The organism is Williamsia limnetica, from assembly GCF_003217475.1.
Classification (GTDB): domain Bacteria; phylum Actinomycetota; class Actinomycetes; order Mycobacteriales; family Mycobacteriaceae; genus Williamsia; species Williamsia limnetica.
The window spans coordinates 401,152-423,935 of record NZ_QJSP01000002.1; the positions used below are offsets into that span (position 1 = coordinate 401,152).

The following is a 22,784-nucleotide window of genomic DNA, read 5'->3' on the forward strand; positions in this document are numbered from 1 at the left end:
TCGTGAATCGTCCACGAGAGACAGGACCTGCACCCCGCAAAACGATTGAGTCGACGATGTTGATCGTGCTTCTTACCCCCGAGTCTCGTAGATTACAGTATCTCCGGGGGGCTTTGACCTGCCGCAGTTCTGGCGGGTACCAAGGCGATTACGTGCGCCGACAATGGGATAGGACCACATCGTGACCGAATCCAGTCTTGCCGGTTCGACCGGTGCCGAGCTCGACTACGAGAAAGTCGTCATCGTTGCGGCCGCAGCCGCGCACGAAGTTGATCGTGACGCTCGTTTTCCGCATGAAGCCGTTGCGGCCATGCGCGACAACGGCCTTCTCTCCTGTTCCCTGCCGACCGCACTAGGCGGACGATCGACGAGTATTTCCGACCTGGCGACCATGGCCCGCGCTCTCGGCGCCGGCTGTAGTTCGGCGGCAATGGTATTTGCCATGCACCACACGCAAGCGCTGTCGTTGCGATGGCACGGAGCGCAGGGCGACATCGCCGAACTGACCCGGACGATCGCCGCCGAGGGGGCGTTGCTGGCGTCTGCGACCACAGAGATCTCCACCGGCGGGGATGTCCGGTCATCCGGGTGTGCCGTGATATCGGACGGGGCCGAGGTGGTGCTCGAGAAGAACGCACCGGTCATCTCCTACGGCGAGTACGCGGACTACATCTGTGCCACCGCGCGGCGCGGTCCGGACAGCCCTCCCAGTGACCAGGTGCTCATCGTCTGTCCGCGGTCTGACATCGAGCTCGAGAAGACCGGCACCTGGGATGTGCTCGGTTTCCGCGGCACGTGTAGCCCCGGTTTCATCTTGAGGGCCAGGACGGTGCCGTCGAACGTGCTGCCTGTCGATTACGGGACCATCTCGTCGCACACCATGCTCCCGTCCTCGCATACCCTCTGGGCATCTGTCTGGCTCGGGATCGCGGATGCGGCGGTCTCTAAGGCCAGGGTTCAGGTACGCGCTGCGGCAAGGCGTAACGGCGGGGGAGCCACGGACCGTACCGCCGCGTTCGCGGACCTGCTCGTCATCCATCAACGCTTCGAGGCGTCCGTTGCCCAAGAGATTCGCCGCTACGAAGACTTCCTCGCGTCCGGCGAGCTGGAGACCACCGTCGGATTCGCCATCGCGTTGAACAACCTGAAACTCGCTGCCTCGCAGGCAGTCGTCGACGTCGTCTCCGCTGCGCTCGCCATGACTGGTATCAACGCGTACCGGGAGGATCATGTCGCGTCGATGGGACGACTGCTCCGCGACGCCTTTGGGCCGCAGCTCATGGTTTCGAACGAACGTATCCGCGCCAACAATGCTCAATTGGTACTTGCCTACAGGGGACGATGATGACAGCGATCGACCAATCCGAACATCACGCCGCGCTGGAGAACGCGCGTCGCGAGTTCCGTGACCAACTGATTGACGCGGATCTACTCGTCCCGTCGGGAATCGCGGGGCTGTACGGGCGCGGCGCGGTATTCGAGGACATCATCGACGGCATCGACCGGGTGGTGCAACGAGCGGGTTCAGCCGCACACGGCAGCGGCATTCGGCGGCTACGTTTTCCGCCGGTGTTCCCGCGGGATTCATTCGAGAAGACCGATTACATCGCGTCGTTCCCGAATCTGACCGGGGCCATCTCGACATTCGAAGGCGACAACAAGAAGCACCGTGCACTGCTCGGTGATCGCGACGCCGGTCTGGGCTGGGACCACCACCTCACCCCGGCAGGCACGATGCTCGTCTCGGCCGCGTGCCATCCTAGCTATTCCGGTCTGACGGGCACGTTGGCGCAGGACGGCACGACCATGGACATCTACGGATACTGTTTTCGGCACGAGCCGGCGATCGATCCGGCGCGGATGCAGGCCTTCCGCATGCATGAGTTCGTGCGAGTCGGGACACCCGAGCAGGCTCAGCAGCACAGGGATTCGTGGGTGCCGCGTGGTCTGCAAGTCCTCGAAGACCTGGGGCTCTCGGCCGCACCGGTCGCGGCGAATGATCCGTTCTTCGGTCGGGTCGGAAAAATGTTGGCCGCCAACCAACTCGAGGAGAGCCTCAAAACCGAACTCGTCGTCCGTTTATACGATGACCTCGACGAGGGGACCGCGGTGGTCTCGTGCAACTGCCATCGCGACCATTTCGGGGTCACTTTCGATATCAAGACCGAAGACGGCGAACCGGCACACAGTGCTTGTGTGGGTTTCGGAATGGAACGCATCGCGCTGGCCATGCTCCGTACACATGGTCTCGATGTGGCCCGATGGCCGGCGCGGGTCGTCGCAGTGCTCGAAGGATAAAGCGTGAGCGATCTGCCGGATACGACATCACTGCCAACCTATTTCGGTCCAGCGGCGGCCCCGTTGTTCGGGGTCGTGCACCTTCCCGTGAACTCACAGGTGCGTGGGGGTGTGGTGATGTGTGCACCGCTGGGCAAAGAGCAGGCCGACACCACCAGAGGCATGAAGTATCTCGGGGAAGTGCTGGCCCGCATGGGTTTCTTCGTTCTCCGTTTCGACTACGCATGCACCGGCGAGTCGTCCGGATCGCAAGAATCGCCGGAGGCTGCGGGGCGCTGGCTCGACAGCATCGACATTGCGGTGAGTTTCGTACGCGCGCACACTGAGAGCGTGTCGCTTGTCGGACTTCGAGCAGGGGCACTGCTCGGCGGCCAGAACGAGGACCTCCTGCAGACCCTCGACGCCCTGGTCCTGTGGGACCCTGTGGTCAAAGGGCGTCCCTACGTTCGCGGCCAGACGGCGTTGCACAACCTGTCGGTCGGGTCGGTCGATGCCGACGATCCTCGGGTGCATCTGGTGGGCACATCGCTGGCCCAGAGTGCAGCCGATGCGTTGGCTCGCATGCACTTGACCGCGCAGACCCTGGCCCGGGGACCCAAGGCGATGCTGTGCGGGATACGCGACACCGACGTGAACGGACGATTCGCGACCGAATTGGAAGCTGCGGGTGCCGAGGTGTTTCCCATCGGGGATCCGACACCTTTCGTGGCCTCTCACACCGTGTATTTCGAGTTCCCCGTCGCCGTGATCGAGCGAATCGCTCAGTGGTTCGACACCACAGTCGGAACCGAAACCCACAGTGCGGTCGTCACGTCGTGGAATGACGTCGTGCTCCCCGAAAGCCCGATGGGTCTCGCGATCAGAAAGAGCATTCACACCCTCGACGACGGAACGATCGTCTGGATCACCGAACCCGACAGCGAGCGGCCCTCGGATGCGCCGTTACTCGTGGCCCACTCCACCGCCAACGACATCCGCACCGGACCGGCGCGTTTGTGGGCTGAACTTGCGGAACTCGTCGCGCGCCGAGGTGGCCGAGCCGTTCGCTATGACCGCTACGGGGTCGGGGAGACGTCACCGGTCGATCCGATCGACGACTTCTCACCGTTGCACACAACCGAATCGGTGGGTCAGGCGCAAGCGGTCACCGAGTTCGCGACGGTGGGTGCGCCGTCACGCGTAGTCCACGCCGGTGTGTGCTCAGGCTCATGGCTCGCTGCGCACATCGGGAAGAGAGGACCGCAGTCCAGAGTCGTAATGGTCAATCCGTTGATGTGGCGATTGCGCGCAACAGCATTCGACACCACCAAGGCGTCTGCAATCGGTGCCGGCCCCTCGGTGTCCGAGGTGGTCGAGTCCACGGGGCCCGACAGCAGGCTGACAGCGCTGCAGATGAAGTTGCGTGAGAGGTTCGGACCCCTCCTGCGCGCCCACATGCCGTACGCGGTCGTGAACCTGTTGGGGGTCGTCGGCGTGGTACAGGCCCCAAAAATTCTGCTGTCTGCGCTGGCAAAGCGCGGGGTCACACCGGATCTGATCTTTTCGCCATGGGATTACGAGAGGTTCATTCTCAATCGTGGCCCTCGTGCACTGGAGACACTCGGCCGTCGTGGCCGACGGCCGAACGTCAGAGTGTGTGAGTCCGGGGACCATCCCGCCATGCACTGGCTCATCCGTGAGTCCGTAGTCGAGGTGTGCCTGGACGCGCTCGGTCTCGCACCGGACGGTCTGGGCACGCTGGGCGGGGCCGTAGACGTTGTCGGCGGCTAGGAGGCATCCAGCATGATCTCGTCCGCGGGCGCGGGTTTCCCGAACAGGTAGCCCTGCCCGTGCGTGAATCCGAGTTCGCGCAGGTGCTCGATCTGACCGGGGTCTTCGACTCCCTCGGCCACGGTCGCCATCCCGAGTGAGTTCGAGAGGGCGCACACCGCCTTGACGATGCTGCGCATGGTGTTGTCGTCGCTGCCCACCTTCGTGACCAGGGACCGATCGACCTTCACCACCTGCACGGGCTGCTCGACCATGTATCGCAGCGCGGCGAACCCGGTGCCGAGGTCGTCGACGCAGACGGTGCAACCGAGTGCATCGAGCTCGATGAGTGTGGCCGAGGCAAGGGATCCGACCTCTATCAGGTCACGTTCGGTGACCTCGACCCACAGTGCGTCGGCCGGGACTCCGGTGGTTTTCAGTGTCGCGGCGATCAGTTCGGGTAGCCCCCGGTCCTGCAACTGCCGTGCGGAGAAGTTGACCGAGACGAACAGGCCGGGCGTCCTGGAGGTGCGCCGCCAGATCGCCAGTTGTTCCAGTGCGGCCTGTACGCCCCAGCGGCCGATCGGGATGATGAGCGAGGTGGCCTCGGCGGCGTCGAGGAAGTCGTGGGGTTTGCGGACCTCATCGGCTACCCGCCAGCGCAGCAGCGACTCGTAACCGACGGTGTTCAGGGTGGTGATGTCGATGATCGGTTGGTAGTAGAGCGCGAAGTCGCTGCCGACTGCGTTCGACAACTCGGTAGTCCTCGACACCTCTTTCTGCAATCGGGCGATCGAGTCCGGGGTGGCGTGCGCGACGGTGTCGCCGTCGACGATCGCGTAGTGAATTGCGGAAATGGCTGCCTGGACGAGGTCGGACACGTCTTTGGCGGTGGTGACGACAGAAGAGATGGCCACGCCCTGGCAGGCCGGGACGAAGTAGCCGCCGCCATCGATGTCGAGCTGTCGCGTCAGGCACGCGGAGATCACGCGTTCCACCGTTCCCGGTGCGATGGCCCTGACATCGAAACCGATGGTCAGAAGATCGTTGTACGGCCCCAGCGACACCGAGCACTCGGGCCCGAGCATGTCGACCAGAGCAGCGTGGGCGGCGGGCCGCATCTTCTCGGCCGGGTCCCAGCCGACTGCGCCTGCGAGCAGGCCGGTCGGGTCCAGGCACACCACCGAGATGCCCAAGAAATCGAAGTCGAGGTGTGCTGTGGCGACGCGGATCTCCGCAATCCTGTCGCGGGCAGACCCGGACGTCGATGGGGGGAGCGGCATACCCAACCTTCCTGCCCATCTGCGGAGCCGACACCGGGTCGACCCCGGTAACACGATCTGGGTCCCTCTGAGAATACCCCCAACGAACGAATACGCTCTGGTGCCTGGTCGGGTTGTCGCCGACTGTCTACACTGCATTTTGGCGTGCACCCCGGGGCGGCGTGTAGGCGCCCGAGTTTCGTGAAGCCAACGCGGGATACGATCGTGGGACCCCCATTTCTCGGGATCGACGAATGTCGGGATTCGAGCTACATTTCCACAGGAATGGACAGGCTGCGACCGTGAGTTCAGGTTTCTTCGAACGCTTCGACGCGCGCTCGACGGCCGTTCTCTTGAGCACCTTCGGCGCAATCGGGTTGCCGATCTTCGCGTTGATCGCACCGTCTCTCATCTCTCCCGGTGGGATGAAATATCTCCTCGTGATCTGGCTGTTCTCGGCGATCACATTTGCGATCACGCTCTATGTAGGTCGTTTGACCGATAGACAATTCGCAATACTTGGATTCGGCGGAATGGTCGGAGTGGCCTGGGCCGCGTATCTCGTCACAGACCCCACCGTGGCGCGAGCGATTGTCGCACTGTTGGCGGCGATCCCCGCGATTGCAGCAATGGCCTCGTCGCTTCGGGTGACCATTTCTTTCGCATTGTTCGCCATGGCGCTCGCCGTGTACCTGTCGACTCTGAATGCGACGTCGTGGGTTGCCGTGATGGTTGCCGGTGGTGCGTCTGTGACCACGGTTCTGGTACCGGTCTTCATGGTTGTGGCGCTACGTCGATCGCTCGAGTTCGCGTTGTCGCGCGTGGCGAAACTGGGAGACACCGATCCGCTCACCGGAATTCTGAACCGGCGTGGATTTCTCAACAGCAGTAGCGGGGTGCTCGAACGGGTCGTCGCGAGTGGAAAATCCGTGGGCTTCATGATGATCGACATAGACGACTTCAAGAACGTCAATGATGCTCTTGGCCACGCGGCCGGCGACGCGGTGTTGGTCGATGCTGTCGCCGCGATCGAGAATGCGGCACCGCCGTTCGCTCTCCTGAGTCGCTTCGGCGGTGAGGAGTTTGTCGTCATGTACGTATCCGAAAGTCGAGACGACCTTTTCGGGGCCGCCGAGAACATTCGTCTGGCCGTCGCGGAACAATGTCCTGTCACCATCAGCGTCGGCGCTGTGCAGGGACCACTGAGCAAATCCGTCGGCGGGACTCCGAATATCGACAAGGTCATCGATACGTTCACCCGATTGGCCGACCAGAGCGTCTATTACGCCAAGAACGGCGGACGGAACAGGGTCGTGTCCATGGTGGCCCCGGCGATCGGTTGGACCCCGGGGCCACCATCTGAGCCGACCGTCAAGATCGTGGATACGACCCGCAACGTCGGCGTGTTGGAACTCGTGCGTCGTGTCAACGACAAAGATCAGGCAGCGCCCACGCGCGACGGCGAGAACGAACTCTGACGGTTGGTGGTCAGCGGCGCAGAGGTGGCCACCATCTGTGCGTAGACCGCCGGATCGGCGTCGACGGCCAAGGTCTCACGGTCCCACCACATCAGGCTGGTGCGGTAACGGCTGTCCGGGTACGGCGAGGCGGGGATGTGCTCGGCCACACGACCGCCGGACGATTCCCAGCGACGCAGAACGTGGTCGGCGGCCGTCGCCATGATGTAACGCGTGCCCATAAGCGTGAAGGTGGGGATTGCGAGGCGGGCGAGCATGCCGGCAACGGTGGGTGCGGTCGGGCCGTCAGCGGCCCAGGCGGTCTTCACCTCGACGATTCCCTCGTCCAGCCGTGACCGGATCGCATCGGTGACCAGTTGCAGACCGGGCTGCCCCGCCCATTCCAATAACGCGTGTGACTGATGCGGGTCGACGTAGGGTCCCTGCGCCCGAAGGCCTCCGATGACCGTGCCGTCTTCGTCGACCGCTGCGTAGAACAACGATGTGCAGTCGCCGCGCACGACGGTGTCGTACTCGAGAGCCATGGAGACGCCGTGTGAGGCATACGACTGGCGAGCGCCGTCCAGATAATCTAGCCACAGCTGCGGGGCGGACGACGGGGTCGCGACGATCAGTCTGGTCGCCCCCCTGGTGGTCAGCACCTGCGGCTCGAGATCGCGCACGGGGATGTCGGTGCGCGAAAAACGGTTGGCGTTCACATAGTCTGTAGTCACGGAAGACTCCTGTTTCTAGGGTTTTTGCTGGGATAAATCAACAATTCGTCAAAATGAATTGTTGATGGATGATGGCTCGCGGGTGCTAGTTAGTTCGGCGTAAGAAACGGGTTGACCGCCAGGATCATCTGGTCAATTGTGGACCGCGGAGCGGCGACCTGTCATCGCGGCAGTGGGCCGCGTCATACCCGGCCGGCCGATGAGGTATCGCTAAGGGCCGGTTGCCTTTTACTCGAATGCCCGTATTTGCCTGTGGTGAGCCTGGATTGGCTGGTTTGTTCGATTTCCGCACATCAGTTTCCCCCATTTCTGAAGAGATGACAGCTTCGGTATAACGTCTCATTACAGCTGGCCATTTGGTCAGTAAACGACGCAATAGACGCATGAGGAGGCGGTGCCGTGCCCGCGCCAGCGAAGGATCACACGCAGGCAGGTGAGGCGGCCGTCGAGATACTCGATCCGCGATCGGCGGACGACCAGCGCAAGCTTGATGCCCTCCGGGCCGACGGAGCGATCGACTTTCTCGATGTGGCCGCCGACCTGACCGAATCGCTGGGAAAGTTGCTCCCACCGCCCGATGATGAGGCGGATGCTGACGGAAGTCGATGGGTGCTCTACCCGTGGCGTCGCAGAGCGGTGCACCTGCTCGGTCCTACCGCGTTCCGGAGGCTGCGGCTCGACCGGAACCGAAACAAGCTGTCTGCGGCGGAACAGGACCATGCAGCCACCCTCCGGATCGGTGTCGTCGGTTTGAGTGTCGGTCACGCGGTCGCGCACACCCTCGCCCTCGAAGGCCTGTGCGGGCAACTGCGGCTGACCGATTTCGACGAGATCGAACTGACCAACCTCAACCGGGTGCCGGGTTCGGTCTTCGACATCGGGGTGAACAAAGCGGTCGTCGCGGCACGTCGGATCGCCGAACTCGACCCCTACCTCGATGTGCAGGTTCACCAGGGCGGCGCCGAGGCCGCGACGATCGACGCGTTCCTGGACGGACTCGACGTGGTGATCGAAGAGTGCGACTCCTTCGACGCGAAGGTGCTCGTGCGCGACCGGGCCAGGGCGCGGGGCATCCCGGTGATCATGGAGACCAGTGACGGCGGCGTACTCGATGTCGAGCGGTTCGACCTCGAGCCCGACCGGCCACTGTTCCACGGCTTACTCGGAGATTTCGACGTCAAGGCCCTGGCCGGGCTCACCGCGGAGCAGAAGGCACCGTTCGCATTGCGGATCCTCGACGGGGCGCGGCTGACCGCACGCATGGCGGCATCCGCGCTCGAGATGGGCCGCACGCTGTCTGCCTGGCCGCAGCTCGGCGGGGACGTGGCCCTCGGCGGCGCAACGGTCGCTGCGGCGGTGCGCCGGATCGTCCGAGGGGAAGAGCTGCCGTCCGGCCGGGTGCGTGTCGACCTCGATGCCGTTCTCGGCGGTCTGGAGTCACCTGTCATCGACGAGGTTGTGCCAGAACGTGTTCCGGCAGACGTGCACGCCATCGTCGAGGGGCTCGAGACGCGTGACGCGGTGCTGTTCGCAGGGTCGAGGGCACCATCGGCGGGCAACGCACAGCCATGGCGATTCTCGTCCGATGAGGGTGGCGTGACCGTACGCTTGGACGCGTCGCCGACCTCGAGCGCCGATGTCGGACGCCGGGCGTCGGCCGTGAGTCTCGGTGCGGTGCTGCACAATCTGACCGCCGCGGCCGCAGCTGCCGGGGTGTACGGCAAGGCGGGCATCGTCGGGGACGGCGACGACGTAGAGGTGCGGGTCGACTTCGGCGACATCGCCGAAACCGGCGCGAGCGTGCATCCGATCCTCGAGCGGCGCACAAACCGGGCATTCGGGGATGGCAGCGAACTCGATGCGGGCGTGGTCGCGGCGTTGTCGTCGGGCGGTTCGGTCGGCACCGGCGTTCGGCTGATCACCGAGCGCAGTGCCCTCGCCGGATTTGCGGCAGTCGCGGGAGCCACCGAGCGACTTCGGTACCTTACGCCGACGCTGCACGCCGAGATGATGGCCGAAATCGTCGACCCGTCAGATGTGCACTCCGACACGGGCATCGACGTCGATGACCTTGCGTTGTTGCCGCAACAGGCGCCCCTGATGGTGCTGCTCCGCAGGCGTGATGTGATGGCTCACCTGAACGCGTGGGGCGCAGGCTCGGTGCTGGGTGCCGACGCCCAGGGCCGCATCATGACGTCGTCGGCCCTGGCCGTGGTGACCCAGGAGGGGCGCGCCACGGCGGACTATGTACGCGGCGGCCAGACAATGCAGGAGCTGTGGATTCGCGCCGAGATGATGGGCCTCGCGGTGCATCCGATGAACCCGGTCTTCCTCTATGCCGACGGCCGGTCGGAGCTGGCGCAGATCGCGCCGGATCGGGTGGACGAGTTCGAGGCTTTGGCAGCTCAATTCGCGCAGGTGCTGGGACTGGCCGACGGCGAAGTGGTAACCACAGTTCTGCGGCTGTTTCGTACCGACGCGACACCCCCTGCGAGCAGGCGCAGGTCTCTGGCGAACCTCTTGGCCTGACGTCCCCGAATCTGCTCCACTTCTGGGAATGCGCTCCGCTTCCAGGGTTCTGGAAGTGGAGCATGTGTATGGAAGTGGAGCAGATCGGGCGGTCAGGGGGTGAGCACGCCAGTGTTGCCGAGTGCTTCGCGCAGGATGCTGCGGAGACGCTGGGGATGCATCAGGTCGTCCCAGCACCAGCGGATGACGACGACGCCGAGCCGTGCGAGTTTCTGCTCGCGCTTCGGTGGGTCTGGTAAATCTGCTCCACTTCTGGGAATGCGCTCCGCTTCCAGGGTTCTGGAAGTGGAGCATGTGTATGGAAGTGGAGCAGATCGCGCCGGATCGGGTGGACGAGTTCGAGGCTTTGGCAGCTCAATTGGCGCAGGTGCTGGGACTGGCCGACGGCGAAGTGGTCACCACAGTTCTGCGGCTGTTTCGTACCGACGCGACACCCCCTGCGAGCAGGCGCAGGTCTCTGGCGAACCTCTTGGCCTGACGTTCCCGAATCTGCTCCACTTTGGGGAATGCGCTCCACTTCCAGGGTTCTGGAAGTGGAGCATCTGTCTGGAAGTGGAGCAGATTGGGCGGTCAGGGAGTGAGCAGGCCAGTGTTGCCGAGTGCTTCGCGCAGGATGCTGCGGAGACGCTGGGGATGCACCAGGTCGTCCCAGCACCAGCGGATGACGACGACGCCGAGCCGTGCGAGTTTTTGCTCGCGCCTCTTCTCCCGTTCGTACGCGTCGGCGATGGTCTCGCCAGGTTTCAGGTAGCGGATGTACTTGGCGTAACCGTCGAACTCACCGACAATCACGCCATCCCACTCGAAGTCGGTTCGAGCGACGAAGTTGCCTCTGCCGTCGCGGAACTCGTGCTGTAGACGTGGTGTCGGGATATCGCCGAATGTGTGCATCAACGCACGCGACAAAGACTCACCGATGCTCTCCGCATCGCTGTCGGAGATCGCGAACGCGCGGATGGCATTGGCGACCCCCGCGCGGCCATGGCTGCGATCGAGGACCGACTCCACGTCACCTCGCGTCGCGCCCATTCGGAGCGCCCCGTCGAAGGCGCAGACCGCTTGCAAGAAGCTGCCCACCCGGGCCAGATCGACGGCTGTCCTGGCGAGCGAGGTGACGAGCAACCCCTCGAGCTCGACCACTTCGTCCGGCTGCCAGGGGGCTGCATGAAGGACGTTCGCCCGTCCCTTCTTTCGTCCACCTGTCTTCCGATTCGCGGTGAAGTGGACTCGTGTCGTCCGGCCGGCCAGCAGCGGCAGACCGTGCAGGACAGCGGCTGAATGATGACTGACGGCTTTCGACCCGTCGCCCGCTTGCGCGGCGCCGAGTACGGTGCGTCGATACTGCAGCTGTTCGCGCTCGTGTTCGGCCAATTCGCTGAGGTCACAGCTGAACGTGTAGAAGCCACGATAGAGCCGGGTCAGCTGTCCGGATTTGACCCGGACCCGAAGTGTGTCGTCACCGAGGCCGACCAGCGCGGCATCGCGCCGGCGAATGAGCCGCTCGTTGTCAGAAGTGTTGTCCCCCATGCCTCGATCATGAAGGGTCGAGGTGGTCAGCTTCGTGACCAATCGTCGGTAAGCGCCCATCTGGGGATGCCTGGCGCGACTGTGGATAGGTATGTCTCGCGGGTTCGATTGCCGGCTCTCACCGTCAGACTGAGCGTTTACGGTGGTGACGGGGCAGGGTGTTGCCGCTACTGACGATCTCGTCGGCGAGCCGTCGCACGACGTCTCGAGCCGCATCGATTTCGCGCGGGCAGCAAGTAATTCAGGTGAAATATTGACACCCGAATGAAAGTCCGTAGCGGTCGGACAGCAGTAACATAGCGCGGTTGGCGGAACTGTGGACAACTCAATCTGCTCCGGTTACAGAAGAATGCTCCACTTCCAGAGCGCTGGAAGTGGAGCATTTTCCCGGAAGTGGAGCAGATTCAGCTGAGGCGTTCGGTCTCCAACCGGAAGCCTGCGCCGCGGAGGCGTTCGATGAGGACGTCACCGATGGCGGCTGCGGTGGTGAGGACTCCGGTGCGTGGCGGGAGTTCGTCGCGATGCAGGGCCAGCGACAAAGCGCTCTCGGCGAGCATCACCGCGGTGGCCTTGTACCCGGGGTCGCCTTTTGCGACCATCCGCGAGCGGTAGCGCTTGCCGGTGGTGGTGGTGGTGTAGGTCTCGGTGGTGAAGTGTCCGGTCTCCCTGACCTTCTCGGTCGGGCCCTCGCCGGGCTTGGGGAGCAGCCGATCGAGGACGCTGCGGACGGGGCCGATCGACATCGCGCCGAGGAAAGCAGTGGTACCCGCGGCGACGGCTGCCGCAATGGCCGTGGAGACCAAGGGGATACCGCCGACGTACATGGCCTCGCCGTAGTGGAAATCCTTGCCGTATGCGCCATCGAGAATGGCGTTGCTGCGGCGGACGATGCGGGTGTTGTAGCTCGCCATGAAGAACGGGGCGAGGGTGCCCTTCAGGCTCGGATCGACCTTGGAACCGCTGACGATGGCCATGTCGCTGGGCTCGGCGCTCCGCTTGATGCCGGCATAACCGCCCGGCTCGGTGGACAGGGCGTGGGGGTCCAGAAGCGTGCGGCGGGTGTTCGCATCGCCTGCCTCCTTGGCGATGACCCGCATCGAGTCGATGGTGCCGCCACTGATGCCGCCACGGAAACTACGCACGACCATGGTGGTGTCGCCAAGGGTGCCCTCGCCGTCCTCGGTGACCTTCTTGTGCAACAGGTAGGCACCGATATCGGAAGGGACCGAATCGAACCCGCAGGAGTGGACGATGCGGGCGCCGTTGGAGGCGGCCTGATCGTGGAACTTGTCGATGGACAGTCGCACGAAGGGGACCTCGCCGGTGAGGTCGACGTAGTCGGTCCCGGCGTTGACCGTCGCGGCGAGGACGTTCTCGCCGTACTTCAGGTACGGCCCGACCGTCGTGCAGACGACGCGGGTGCGCGCGGCCATCGCATCGAGGGAGGCCGGTGAATTGCTGTCCGCGATCACCAGCGGCCACTCGTTCGCCGGCGCGGGAAGGTTGAAGCGGACTTGGGCAAGTTTGTGCTCGCTGCGGCCTGCCAGGGCGACCCTGGTACCGGTCGGCGCGTGTTTGGCCAGGTATTCGGCGGTCAGTTTGCCGACAAAACCAGTGGCCCCGTAAACGATGACGTCGAACTCGCGATCACTCATGCCCACGACCTTACTGAAACCTGGGCGACGGGTGACCCCGGTCGCCGATCCGCAGATGACTGTGGCGCGGTACCACGGGAAGTCCCGTCATACCGCGCCACCTGAGTTCGTCAGCGACGATGCGGGCCCCTACGGGCAGCTGTCACTCGCTCACAACGGGTCTCACCCGTCGATACGTCTCTAGTAGTAATGCGCGCGCCCGCCGACCTTACGGCCGGTTGCGCCGAGGATCCACAGGACCGCGCCGATGACGATCAGCACGATGCCGATGGTCCACAGAATTGAGATCCCGAAAACAAATCCGAGAATGAGAAGAAGTAAACCGAGAAGAATCATCGTTGATCTCCATACACCCCGAGTTGGAAGCGATCACGGACATGGTCCGCTCACACCTACGTGCCCCCATTGTCTTTGCACGGCTGCTGTGCCGGGGGTCACGCAGAGACTGAATACCCAGACGTCCGAACCATAAACATACTTTTGGAAAGAAAGTTTCGGACGACGACGCTGCAGGGCTACGCGGCTACCAGTTCGTCGCGCGCCGCTGCTCGCCGTCGCCGCAACCACCAGTGGTAGCCACGGGCGGCGAAAGGCGCGATGAACAGCATGATGAGTACCCGGATCATCTGGGCCGCCACGATGAAGGCGATGTTGCCCCCGGTCGCGGACGCCGTCGCCAATACCGCGTAGATCCCACCCGGGGTGGTCGCCAGATAGCAGTCGAACATCGACTCGCCGGTCCACAGACTCAGCAGCGCACCCAAACCGGCGCACGCCGCGGCGATGACGACGATGAGCAGGGTTGCCAGCGGCAAGATCTTGCCGATGGCAACCAGCGATGCCCTCGTGAAACCGACACCCGCCTGCCACCCGATCGCCGCGTAGGCCAATTGCACCAAGATGATCGGGACCGCGGCCGTCGACGTGATGCCGAGAAGCTGGCCGGCCACGGACAGGAGAAGCGGCCCGAGCAGTCCTGCTGCGGGAAGGCGGATCAGCTTGCCTGCGAAGTAACCGACGACCATACAAACCGCGAGCATGAGCAGGCCCCACCATTGGCTGCCGGTGTTCGAGGAGAACTCGCTGCCACCGGAGATGGACTCGTGGAACACGAAGATCGCGACCAGGGGCATCGACATGGTGATGATCGCCACCCGCAGGTATTGGATCACCGCGACGACCCGTTCGTCACCGCCGAGTTCACGAGCAAGCGCGACCAATCCGGAGGCGCCGCCGGCAACCAGGGCCAATGATCCTGTCAGCGGGTCGACGCGGCGATGAAGGCCGAGCAGCGCGCCGCCGATCACGGACAGCGCAAGAGTGACCAGGGACATCGTCAAGACGGCGGGCCAATGCGATCCGAGGCCTGCAAGCGTGTCGGGGGAGATGAGGGTCCCGATGTAGACACCGAGCACCCCCTGCGCGGCCAGCCCGATCGAACGCGGCATCGGTGGTTTGTCGCCGCGTGGGCGGGGTCCCCAGCCGACGATGGCCAGCGCGGCAGCGACCACGAGTCCGGCGAAGAGCGCAGCTGACGGCACACCGACGGCGGACAGTCCCAGGGACGCCCCGCCGGTGAGCACAATCAGTCCGATCCACCGCAGCATTGTCAAAAGTCTACGCTTGCCAATTGGTGACCGCGAACTGGACAAACCTCGCTTAATAGCAAGTATTGTCTTGGTATGTCTGAACCCGTGGCTCACCAGCAGCTTGTCGGCACCGACCAGGCCACCTCGCTGCGCGAAGCAATGATGGCCGTGACCCGCCAGGCCAGGCGGCACCGGCCGGCACACGGGATGACCATGACGCAGGTCGGAATCCTCGGGGATCTGGATCGCCACGGCGTCAGCACCGTGGCCGAACTCGCCGAACGCGCGCAGGTGAAGGTGCAGTCGCTGACACTGAGCATGAACAGACTCGAAGAACTCGGCCTCATCACCCGCCGCGCCGACCCGGAGGACCGGCGTCGTCAACTCGTGGAACTGACCGAGGCCGCCCACCCGTTGCTGGCCTCGGACCGTCGACAACGCGACGAGTGGCTGGCCAAGGCGATCAATACCCTTCCCGACACCGAACGTGGGCTACTGATGCTCTGCATCCCGGTGTTGCGGCGGCTCGCGGAGCAAGACCCCGACTAGAGGCGTGCTTCCCGCTGATATGGCTCGCAGTGACGCGGTTGCGTCGGGGGCTCGCGGTGGTGCAGCGCCGGAATCTCGAGCACTGTCTCACCGGAATGGACCGTGAAGGTCTGGCCGTGGTGCTGCGCCTCCATCGGTTCGCCGTAGACGAGTTGATAGGTTGCTTCCCCGGGCCGCACCCGCACCGCGATACAGCGGTCGCGCACGGACAGTCGAAACGTCAAGCCGTGCAACCGCGCCGGCAACCGTGGCGCGAAGGTGATCGACCCGTTGTGATCGCGCATTCCACCGAAGCCGGCAACACAGCAGAGCCACGTCCCGGCGAGGGAGGCGATGTGTAGACCACTCGATGCGTTGTGATGCAGGTCGTGCAGGTCGGTCAGGGCAGCTTCGGCGAAGTAGTCGTACGCGAGGTCGAGATAGCCGACCTCCGCAGCGACGATCGATTGCGCACACGCCGACAACGAGGAGTCCCGCACCGTGATCGGGTCGTAGTAGTCGAAGTTCTTGAGCTTCTGTTCCGGAGTGAAGGCATCGCCACGGAGATACATCGCGAGCACCAGATCAGCCTGTTTCACGACCTGTTTGCGATAGAGATCCTGGTACGGATAGTGCAGCAGGAGTGGGTAGTTCTCCTTCGGGGTGCTGTCGAAGTCCCACAACGCCTGCCGGGTGAACGATTCCGACTGCTGATGTACGCCCAGGGCCGGATCGAACACCACCAGCATCCGGTCGGCGCAATCGCGCCAGTACGCCATCTCCTCGTCGTCGACCCCGTGGTGGCGGGCGATGGTCGGATGCCGCTTGCAGGCATCCGCCGCGTCGCGAAAGTTCTTCTGCGCCATCAAGTTGGTGAAAACGTTGTTATTGGCGACGGCCGAGTACTCATCGGGTCCGGTGACGCCGTCGATGCGGAAGTCGCCGCGCAGGTCGTGATGGCCGAGCGAGGCCCATGACCGCGCTGTCTCGACCAGCAGCTCCACACCCTGAGTGACCTCGAACTGTTCGTCGCCGGTGGCGGCTATGTACTGCGACACCGCGTACGCGATGTCGGCGTTGACGTGCACGGCCGCGCTGCCGGCAGGCCAATAGCTCGAACACTCCTCGCCGTTGATGGAGCGCCACGGGAACATCGCGCCGACCTGACCCAACTCGACAGCCCTGGCTTTTGCCTTGTCGAGCGTCGAATGCCGCCACCGCAGTGCATCGGCGGCTGCTGCGGGAACGGTGTAGGTGAGGACAGGCAGGACATAGGTCTCGGTGTCCCAGAAGGCATGTCCGTCGTAGCCGGGCCCGGTGAGCCCTTTGCCCGGGATCGCGCGGGTCTCGCCGCGGGCACCGGCCTGCAGGACGTGGAACAGCGCGAACCGTACCGCCTGCTGCAGTTCGGCGTCGCCGTCGAGGGTGACATCGGCCGAGCGCCAGAAGTCGTCGAGATACTTGCGCTGGCGCGAGAGGAGTTCGTCCCAGCCGTTGTCCAGTGCGGTGGCGAGTGCGGCGTCGACCTGAGCGCGCAGCGCCGACGGTGACCGCTGGCTCGACCAGCCGTACGAGAGATACTTGATGACGGTGAACTTCTGCCCTGCTTGGACTTTGGCAGTCACAGTGAGTCTGGCGAGGTCGTCACTGAGGATCTCGCAGTTCACCGAATTGGTGCCGAGCAGCTCGTGATCCATGCCCGCTGCCATGCGCAGGCCGGACTCTTTGGTGTGGTGCCCTAGGACGCCGCGGTGTCCTTTGGCTTCGGCGAAATCGCCGACCAGCGGCCGATCGAGCGCGGCTGCCAGCCGGGGATCGTTGCCCGGCCGTGGAACATCCTCATTCGCTAGGAGGTCGGACTGCACCACGATCTCCATCTCGAGGTCGAGGGGTTCGACCTCGTATCGGATGGCGGCGATGGCGCGTTCGGTGAACGAGACGAGCCGCGTCGAGCGCACCCGGACCTTTCGGCCGGTAGGTGAGGTCCAGTCGGTGACCCGCTCGAGAGTGCCTGCCCGGAAATCGAGCTTCCACTCGTGTTCGTCGGCGTTCCCATACCGCATGTCCATCGGCTCGTCCTCGACGAGCAGCCGGATGATCTTGCCGTTGGTCACGTTGACAACCGTCTGGCCGTCCTCGGGATAACCGTATCCACCTTCGGCGTAGGGCAGTTCGCGCTGTTCGTAGAAGCCGTTCAAGTAGGTGCCCGGGTTGAAGACCGGCTCGCCCTCCTCGAGGTTCGCGCGCATGCCGATGTGCCCGTTCGACAGGGCGAAGATCGACTCGATGGCGGCCATCGCGTCGGGGTCTGTACCCCGCCAGGACAGGTGCCAGGGCGCGACCTCGAATCCCGCGGGCCTCATGCGGGTTTCAACAGGTCAGTGAGCGCGGTGACGACAACGTCTGCCCCGTTGTCGCGGAGGTTGCCGCCATGGGTGTCGCCTCCTGTCCGGTCGACCCCGACCACGTAGCCGAAACCGCCTGAGTGCCCGGCCTGCACCCCCGACACCGCGTCTTCGAACACCACAGCCCTCTCGGGTGGCACCCCCAGCGCATCGGCCCCGGCCAGGAACGAATCAGGCGCCGGCTTCCCGGCGAGCCCGCGTTCGGTGATCACCTTCCCGTCGATGCGGGCGACGACGAAAGGACTCAATCCGGTTGCCTCCAAGATCTGCTCACCGTTCTTCGACGACGTAACCACAGCGATCTGCAACGGAACCTGCTGAGCTGCTTTCAAATACGTCACCGCATCGGTGTAGGCCTCGGCGCCGTCCTTGTTCAGGAGTTCGAGGAACAGCTTGTTCTTCGTGTCGCCGATCGAGGCGATCGAAGGCCCTTGCTCGCCGCCGCGACCACTGGGCACGGTGATGCCCCGCGACTGCAGGAAGTTGACGATGCCGTCTTCCCGGGGCCGTCCGTCCACGTAGGTGAGGTAGTCGTCCTGGCTGAAGGGCCGCCGCTGCTCATCGGTCACCCCGGGGTATCCGGCCAGGAACGAGTCGAAGGCCTGTTTCCAGGCCTGGCTGTGCACGACTGCGGTACTGGTGAGGACACCGTCGAGATCGAAGAGGAGTGCGGTGACGGAATCGGGTAGGCCAATCACGAGATCGACGGTACCCGCGACGCGCCCGGGGTGTCGGCGGCGCGCTCGGAGCGATGAGTTTCGCCTGCACATATGGTCGAACTCTTCGACAACAGCCTGGGCTGCAGGCTGGGAACAAGGAGACACCCTCATGGCGAAGTTGCGCGTGCACAACATCACGATGTCGCTGGACGGCTACATGGCCGGCCCGGATCAGACTGAAGACGCGCCGATGGGCGTCGGCACAGAACACTTGCACTCCTGGGTGTTCGATACCGCTTTCGGCCACAAGATGATGGGCAAGGAAGGCGGGTCGCAAGGCCTGGACAACGACTATCTCGTACGCGGTGACGACGGAATCGGCGCAACAATCATGGGCCGCAACATGTTCGGGCCGATTCGCGACGACTGGGACGACAGTGGCTGGCAGGGCTGGTGGGGCGACACCCCGCCTTACGGTCATCCCGTCTTCGTGCTGACGCACTATCCGCGAGACCCACTGCCCATGAAGGGCGGGACCGTCTTCAACTTCGTAGACGATGGGATCCACAGCGCCCTGGAGCAGGCGTTCGATGCGGCAGGCGGCGCCGACGTGCGGCTCGGCGGGGGCGCGTCCGCGATACGGCAATACCTGGACGCAGGACTGGTCGACGAACTGCATCTCGCCATCTCACCCGTGCTGATCGGCGGCGGCGAGCGCTTCTTCGACGGATTGGACTCCGGGTGGCCGCGGGGGTTCGAGGTCTCCGAGTTCGTGCCGTCCGAGACAGTGACCCACGCGGTGCTGCGAAAGATCTGACGCGGTGACCTGCGGGTCATGTGACCGCGACCACGCCAGGCGCGAGGCTAGCCTGGTCTGATGAACCCTTCGACCCTGCAGGCCCGAGTGATCGTCGACGAGATGATCCGCGGTGGCGTCCGGGACGCTGTACTCTGCCCGGGGTCGCGGAACGCGCCGTTCGCATTTGCCCTGCACGCCGCCGATGCCGCCGGTCAGCTGCGGTTGCACGTCCGAGTCGACGAACGGACGGCCGGCTACCTCGCGCTGGGTCTGGCGATCGCGTCCGGGCAGCCCGTCCCCATCGTGATGACCAGCGGCACGGCCGTGGCGAACATGAGCCCGGCCGTGTTCGAGGCCAATTACGCACGTCAACCGCTCATCGTCGTCAGCGCCAATAGGCCCTATGAGTTGCTGGGCTCGGGCGCGAACCAGACCATCGAGCAGTTCGGGATCTTCGGAACCCAGGTGCGCGCAGCGATCAGTCTGGGTCTGGCCGAGCAGAATCTCGACACCAACAGCCAGTGGCGCTCGGGCGTGGGACGTGTCCTGGCCGCGGCGCGCGGCGCCCGGACCGGCAATGCCGGACCCGTCCAGTTCGACATCCCGCTGCGCGAACCGCTGGTGCCCGACGCCGGCATCGCGCCGACCGACGACCTCGGTGAGTACTCAGGGCGGCCCGGGGGAGCGCCCTGGACCGTGACCGCCGTCGGCAAACTCGACGTGCCCGTCGAGATCGACATCACCGAACCGACCGTCGTCGTGTCGGGTCACGGAGCCGGCCATCGGCCTGAGCTCGCCGCGCTGCCGACCGTCGCCGAACCCACCGCCCCGGCGCCGCAGAATCCATTGCACCCCTTGGCATTATCGGCACTTCGGCCGACCCAGGCCATCATCTGCGGTCGCCCGACGCTGCATCGTCAGGTCTCGACGCTGCTCGCCGACCCCGAGGTGAAGGTGTACGCCCTGACGACCGGCCCACGCTGGCCGGACGTCTCGGGCAACGTCCTGGCCACCGGGTCCCGGGCCATCACCAGCGGCGAACCCGACGAGGAGTGGATCAAGAGCTGCGCCGAGGCCCACCAACGCGCGGTGAGTGCCGTGGATGTGGAGCTCGAGCAGTCCGAGCATGTCACCGGACTGCACGTGGCAAAGGTGGTCAGCGCCGCCATGGCGCCCGGCGAGCAGCTCGTGGTCGGGGCGTCCAACCCCATCCGCGACGTCGCGCTCGCCGGTCACGTCGGCGCCGACGTGCGGGTGCTGTCGAACCGCGGGGTCGCGGGGATCGACGGCAACGTCTCCACCGCCATCGGTGCCGCGCTCGCCGCAGGCGTGCGGACCGTCGCACTGATGGGCGACCTCACCTTTGTGCACGACGCGACCGGCCTGTTGATCGGCCCCGCCGAACCGCGCCCACGTCGCCTCACGATCGTCGTCGCGAACGACGATGGCGGCGGCATCTTCGGGTTGCTCGAACAGGGTGATCCGAGATTCGAGGGCAAGGACTACCTCGGCGCCTACGAACGCGTCTTCGGCACGCCGCATCACACCGACCTCGCGGCGGTCTGCGCCGGCTTCGGCACCCCGTATCGGCTGGTCACGCTGGCGGAACTGCCCGCGGTGCTCAACGCCCCGAGTGAGGGGATCGAAGTGATCGAAGTCCGCACCGACCGTTCCCGGCTGCGAGCGTTGCACGCCGCGATCCGCGCCAGGTTGTAGCCGCCCGCCGACCGTGCCGATACCGCTGCCGACTGTGCCGCCACCGCCGCGGACTGGGCCGATATCGTGGCCGACCGTGCCCTTGTGGGCTGTCGCGGGGTCCCGTGCGTCGAGCAGTTGGGGCGGCGATGACCGGTTGACTAAGGTGGCGTCATGTCTCCCACCGTGCTGCGCCGAGTTCAACTCGGCCTGATCTCGCTGGGAGTGGTCATCACCATCATGATGGCGATCATGGTGGCCGGGACCTACCGCAACGACACCCTCATCAACTCGGACGAGGCGACCGCGGTCGCCGAGGTGGTCAGTGCGACCCCGACGAAGGCCACCGTCAGCTTCTCCACCCCGGATGGGATGTTCCACAGCCCCCGCCTGGGCGTGTTCTACCCCGGCAGGCTCGCGGAGGGCCAACGGATCAGCATCGAGTACTCGCGGGCGAATCCCGAACTGGTCCGCGTTGCGGGCCGCAACGCGAGCTTGGCGATCGTGCCTGCGTTGTCGGTCTTGGTGTATTCGTATCTCGTCATCGGCGCACTCATGGTGCTGTTCGCCGAGACGAGCAGGCGACGTTCATCTTCGGTTTCACCAGAGGTCACGGCGACGAAGACCTCCTGACAACTCCACTGCCCACACTGGGCAGCGTGCGAGTGGCAATTGTGTCCGAGAGCTTTCTCCCGAACGTCAATGGCGTCGTCAACTCCGTCCTGCGGGTGGCCGAGCATTTCGACCGAACAGGGCACGAGGCGATCATCGTCGCGCCCGATACGCCGTGGTCGATGCGAAGAACCGGTCGCGAACCGCAAGGCCCGAGTCATGTGACCGGGGCCGACGTGCACTACATCCCGTCGGTGATGGTTCCGAAGGTCAGTTCGTTGCCGGTCGGGGTACCGGCGCCGTCGATGTTCCGTGTGCTCGCCGACTTCCAGCCCGACATCGTCCATCTCGCGTCGCCGTTCGTGGTCGGTGCTGCCGGAGCTGCTGCGGCGCGGAGACTGGACGTTCCTGCGGTCGGGGTGTTCCAGACCGACGTCGCCGGATTCGCCGCCAGCTACGGTATGAAACTCGGCACCCGGGCGGCCTGGGCGTGGACCCGCAAGCTGCACGGTGCGTGCGATCGCACCCTGGCCCCTTCGACGGTTTCCGTCAAAGCGCTTCGCGACCAGGGGATCCCGCGAGTGTTCCAGTGGGGTCGGGGAGTCGATGCCGAACGTTTCCACCCCAGTCGTCGTGACGACGCCCTACGCGGCCGGTGGAGCCCGGACGGCAAGTTGCTCGTCGGCTTCGTGGGTAGGCTCGCGCCGGAGAAACATGTGGAGCGGCTCGCGATCCTGTCGGGGCGCTGTGATGTGCAACTCGTCATCGTCGGTGGCGGGCCCGAGCGCGGACGGCTGGAGCAGTTGATGCCCGACGCCGTCTTCACCGGGGAACTGCGTGGTGTCGACCTCGCTCGTGCCTACGCGAGTCTGGACGTGTTCGTACATGCGGGCGAACACGAGACGTTCTGTCAGGCCGTACAAGAAGCGATGGCCAGCGGGATTCCGGCCATCGGACCCGACGCCGGTGGACCACGGGACCTGATCGGCCACTTCCGGACCGGCTATCTTCTTCCGGTAGAGGACTTTTCAGCGCGTCTGGTCGATGCTGTCGGAACCTTGCAGGACGCCGGGGTCCGCGCTGACTTCGGCTCGGCAGCGCGCCGCTGGGTGCAGGGTCGTACCTGGTCGGCGATCACCGATCAGCTGATCGGGCACTACGACGCGGTACTCGGTCGGGACCTGGTCGCGCGCCGGTCGGCGTAGATAGTTCGCATCGATGCCTGCGACAAACCCACCCCTTCTGGTCAGAACCACGGGGCACAGACCCCTGGGTTTGACTGGAAC

At 64.7% G+C, this 22,784-nt stretch carries 20 protein-coding genes; 12 read left to right on the top strand and 8 right to left on the bottom strand.

Annotation, left to right across the window (positions count from 1 at the left end):
* Nucleotides 1–181 precede the first annotated feature (181 nt).
* The 3 genes from DFR67_RS04560 to DFR67_RS04570 are packed head-to-tail and all read left to right on the top strand — an operon-like array spanning nucleotide 182 to nucleotide 4,068.
* Entirely contained in the window at nucleotides 182–1,345 is a 1,164-nt protein-coding gene (locus tag DFR67_RS04560) for an acyl-CoA dehydrogenase family protein (protein WP_110468218.1), read from the top strand.
* A complete protein-coding gene (locus DFR67_RS04565) occupies nucleotides 1,345–2,298 on the top strand; it encodes an amino acid--[acyl-carrier-protein] ligase (RefSeq protein WP_425451242.1) in 954 nt (317 codons plus the stop codon). The genes DFR67_RS04560 and DFR67_RS04565 overlap by 1 nt, the downstream gene beginning before the upstream one ends.
* Before the next feature lie 3 nt (nucleotides 2,299–2,301).
* On the top strand, nucleotides 2,302–4,068 hold the full coding sequence (locus DFR67_RS04570; RefSeq protein WP_110468220.1) for an alpha/beta hydrolase family protein: 1,767 nt from the start codon (nucleotides 2,302–2,304) through the stop codon (nucleotides 4,066–4,068).
* Here DFR67_RS04570 and DFR67_RS04575 read toward each other — a convergent pair.
* Nucleotides 4,065–5,330 (bottom strand): EAL domain-containing protein, encoded by a 1,266-nt coding sequence (locus DFR67_RS04575; RefSeq protein WP_158539896.1) that lies wholly within the window; start codon nucleotides 5,328–5,330, stop codon nucleotides 4,065–4,067. The two genes, DFR67_RS04570 and DFR67_RS04575, sit on opposite strands and share 4 nt — an antisense overlap.
* A 281-nt stretch (nucleotides 5,331–5,611) precedes the next feature.
* Here DFR67_RS04575 and DFR67_RS04580 point away from each other — a divergent pair, with 281 nt between their 5' ends.
* Nucleotides 5,612–6,787 carry a GGDEF domain-containing protein gene (locus DFR67_RS04580; RefSeq protein ID WP_110468336.1) on the top strand — a complete coding sequence of 392 codons (1,176 nt, stop codon included), beginning with the start codon at nucleotides 5,612–5,614 and terminating at the stop codon, nucleotides 6,785–6,787.
* Here DFR67_RS04580 and DFR67_RS04585 read toward each other — a convergent pair.
* Nucleotides 6,748–7,500, bottom strand: coding sequence for a hypothetical protein (locus tag DFR67_RS04585; protein ID WP_211324938.1), 753 nt, complete (start codon nucleotides 7,498–7,500; stop codon nucleotides 6,748–6,750). The two genes, DFR67_RS04580 and DFR67_RS04585, sit on opposite strands and share 40 nt — an antisense overlap.
* A gap of 399 nt (nucleotides 7,501–7,899) precedes the next feature.
* Between DFR67_RS04585 and DFR67_RS04590 the strand changes: the two genes are divergently transcribed.
* From DFR67_RS04590 to DFR67_RS04595, 3 genes are all read left to right on the top strand, one after another.
* Nucleotides 7,900–10,029 carry an Rv1355c family protein gene (locus tag DFR67_RS04590; RefSeq protein ID WP_110468222.1) on the top strand — a complete coding sequence of 710 codons (2,130 nt, stop codon included), beginning with the start codon at nucleotides 7,900–7,902 and terminating at the stop codon, nucleotides 10,027–10,029.
* Nucleotides 10,030–10,097: 68 nt separating this feature from the next.
* Nucleotides 10,098–10,268, top strand: a complete 171-nt coding sequence (locus DFR67_RS30400) for a hypothetical protein (protein ID WP_158539897.1) — start codon at nucleotides 10,098–10,100, stop codon at nucleotides 10,266–10,268.
* 59 nt (nucleotides 10,269–10,327) lie between these two features.
* Entirely contained in the window at nucleotides 10,328–10,507 is a 180-nt protein-coding gene (locus DFR67_RS04595) for a hypothetical protein (protein ID WP_110468223.1), read from the top strand.
* 92 nt (nucleotides 10,508–10,599) lie between these two features.
* Here DFR67_RS04595 and DFR67_RS04600 read toward each other — a convergent pair whose 3' ends face one another.
* The 4 genes from DFR67_RS04600 to DFR67_RS04610 all read right to left on the bottom strand — a co-directional run bounded on the left by DFR67_RS04600 (nucleotide 10,600) and on the right by DFR67_RS04610 (nucleotide 14,818).
* Nucleotides 10,600–11,556, bottom strand: a complete 957-nt coding sequence (locus DFR67_RS04600) for a type IV toxin-antitoxin system AbiEi family antitoxin domain-containing protein (RefSeq protein WP_146240369.1) — start codon at nucleotides 11,554–11,556, stop codon at nucleotides 10,600–10,602.
* A 404-nt stretch (nucleotides 11,557–11,960) separates the two neighbouring features.
* Nucleotides 11,961–13,211: a saccharopine dehydrogenase family protein gene (locus tag DFR67_RS04605; protein WP_110468225.1), complete on the bottom strand. Its 1,251-nt coding sequence runs from the start codon at nucleotides 13,209–13,211 to the stop codon at nucleotides 11,961–11,963.
* 180 nt (nucleotides 13,212–13,391) lie between these two features.
* On the bottom strand, nucleotides 13,392–13,547 hold the full coding sequence (locus DFR67_RS30745; protein WP_094647162.1) for a DUF6131 family protein: 156 nt from the start codon (nucleotides 13,545–13,547) through the stop codon (nucleotides 13,392–13,394).
* A 179-nt stretch (nucleotides 13,548–13,726) separates the two neighbouring features.
* Nucleotides 13,727–14,818: an AbrB family transcriptional regulator gene (locus DFR67_RS04610; protein ID WP_110468226.1), complete on the bottom strand. Its 1,092-nt coding sequence runs from the start codon at nucleotides 14,816–14,818 to the stop codon at nucleotides 13,727–13,729.
* Nucleotides 14,819–14,893: 75 nt separating this feature from the next.
* Here DFR67_RS04610 and DFR67_RS04615 point away from each other — a divergent pair, with 75 nt between their 5' ends.
* On the top strand, nucleotides 14,894–15,349 hold the full coding sequence (locus DFR67_RS04615) for a MarR family winged helix-turn-helix transcriptional regulator (protein ID WP_110468227.1): 456 nt from the start codon (nucleotides 14,894–14,896) through the stop codon (nucleotides 15,347–15,349).
* Here DFR67_RS04615 and DFR67_RS04620 read toward each other — a convergent pair.
* Both DFR67_RS04620 and DFR67_RS04625 read right to left on the bottom strand, forming a co-directional pair.
* On the bottom strand, nucleotides 15,346–17,691 hold the full coding sequence (locus DFR67_RS04620) for a glycoside hydrolase family 65 protein (protein WP_110468228.1): 2,346 nt from the start codon (nucleotides 17,689–17,691) through the stop codon (nucleotides 15,346–15,348). The two genes, DFR67_RS04615 and DFR67_RS04620, sit on opposite strands and share 4 nt — an antisense overlap.
* Complete coding sequence (locus DFR67_RS04625) at nucleotides 17,688–18,431, bottom strand: HAD family hydrolase (RefSeq protein ID WP_110468229.1); 744 nt, start codon at nucleotides 18,429–18,431, stop codon at nucleotides 17,688–17,690. Before DFR67_RS04625 ends, DFR67_RS04620 begins: the two co-directional genes overlap by 4 nt.
* A 130-nt stretch (nucleotides 18,432–18,561) precedes the next feature.
* On the opposite strand from DFR67_RS04625, the gene DFR67_RS04630 reads away from it, so the two are divergent.
* From DFR67_RS04630 to DFR67_RS04645, 4 genes are all read left to right on the top strand, one after another.
* Nucleotides 18,562–19,209, top strand: coding sequence for a dihydrofolate reductase family protein (locus DFR67_RS04630; protein ID WP_110468230.1), 648 nt, complete (start codon nucleotides 18,562–18,564; stop codon nucleotides 19,207–19,209).
* 60 nt (nucleotides 19,210–19,269) lie between these two features.
* Nucleotides 19,270–20,907 carry a 2-succinyl-5-enolpyruvyl-6-hydroxy-3-cyclohexene-1-carboxylic-acid synthase gene (gene menD / locus DFR67_RS04635; RefSeq protein WP_110468231.1) on the top strand — a complete coding sequence of 546 codons (1,638 nt, stop codon included), beginning with the start codon at nucleotides 19,270–19,272 and terminating at the stop codon, nucleotides 20,905–20,907.
* A 153-nt stretch (nucleotides 20,908–21,060) separates the two neighbouring features.
* Complete coding sequence (locus DFR67_RS04640) at nucleotides 21,061–21,519, top strand: DUF3592 domain-containing protein (RefSeq protein WP_110468232.1); 459 nt, start codon at nucleotides 21,061–21,063, stop codon at nucleotides 21,517–21,519.
* A gap of 26 nt (nucleotides 21,520–21,545) precedes the next feature.
* Nucleotides 21,546–22,703 (top strand): glycosyltransferase family 4 protein, encoded by a 1,158-nt coding sequence (locus DFR67_RS04645; RefSeq protein ID WP_110468233.1) that lies wholly within the window; start codon nucleotides 21,546–21,548, stop codon nucleotides 22,701–22,703.
* The last annotated feature ends 81 nt before the right edge of the window (nucleotides 22,704–22,784 follow it).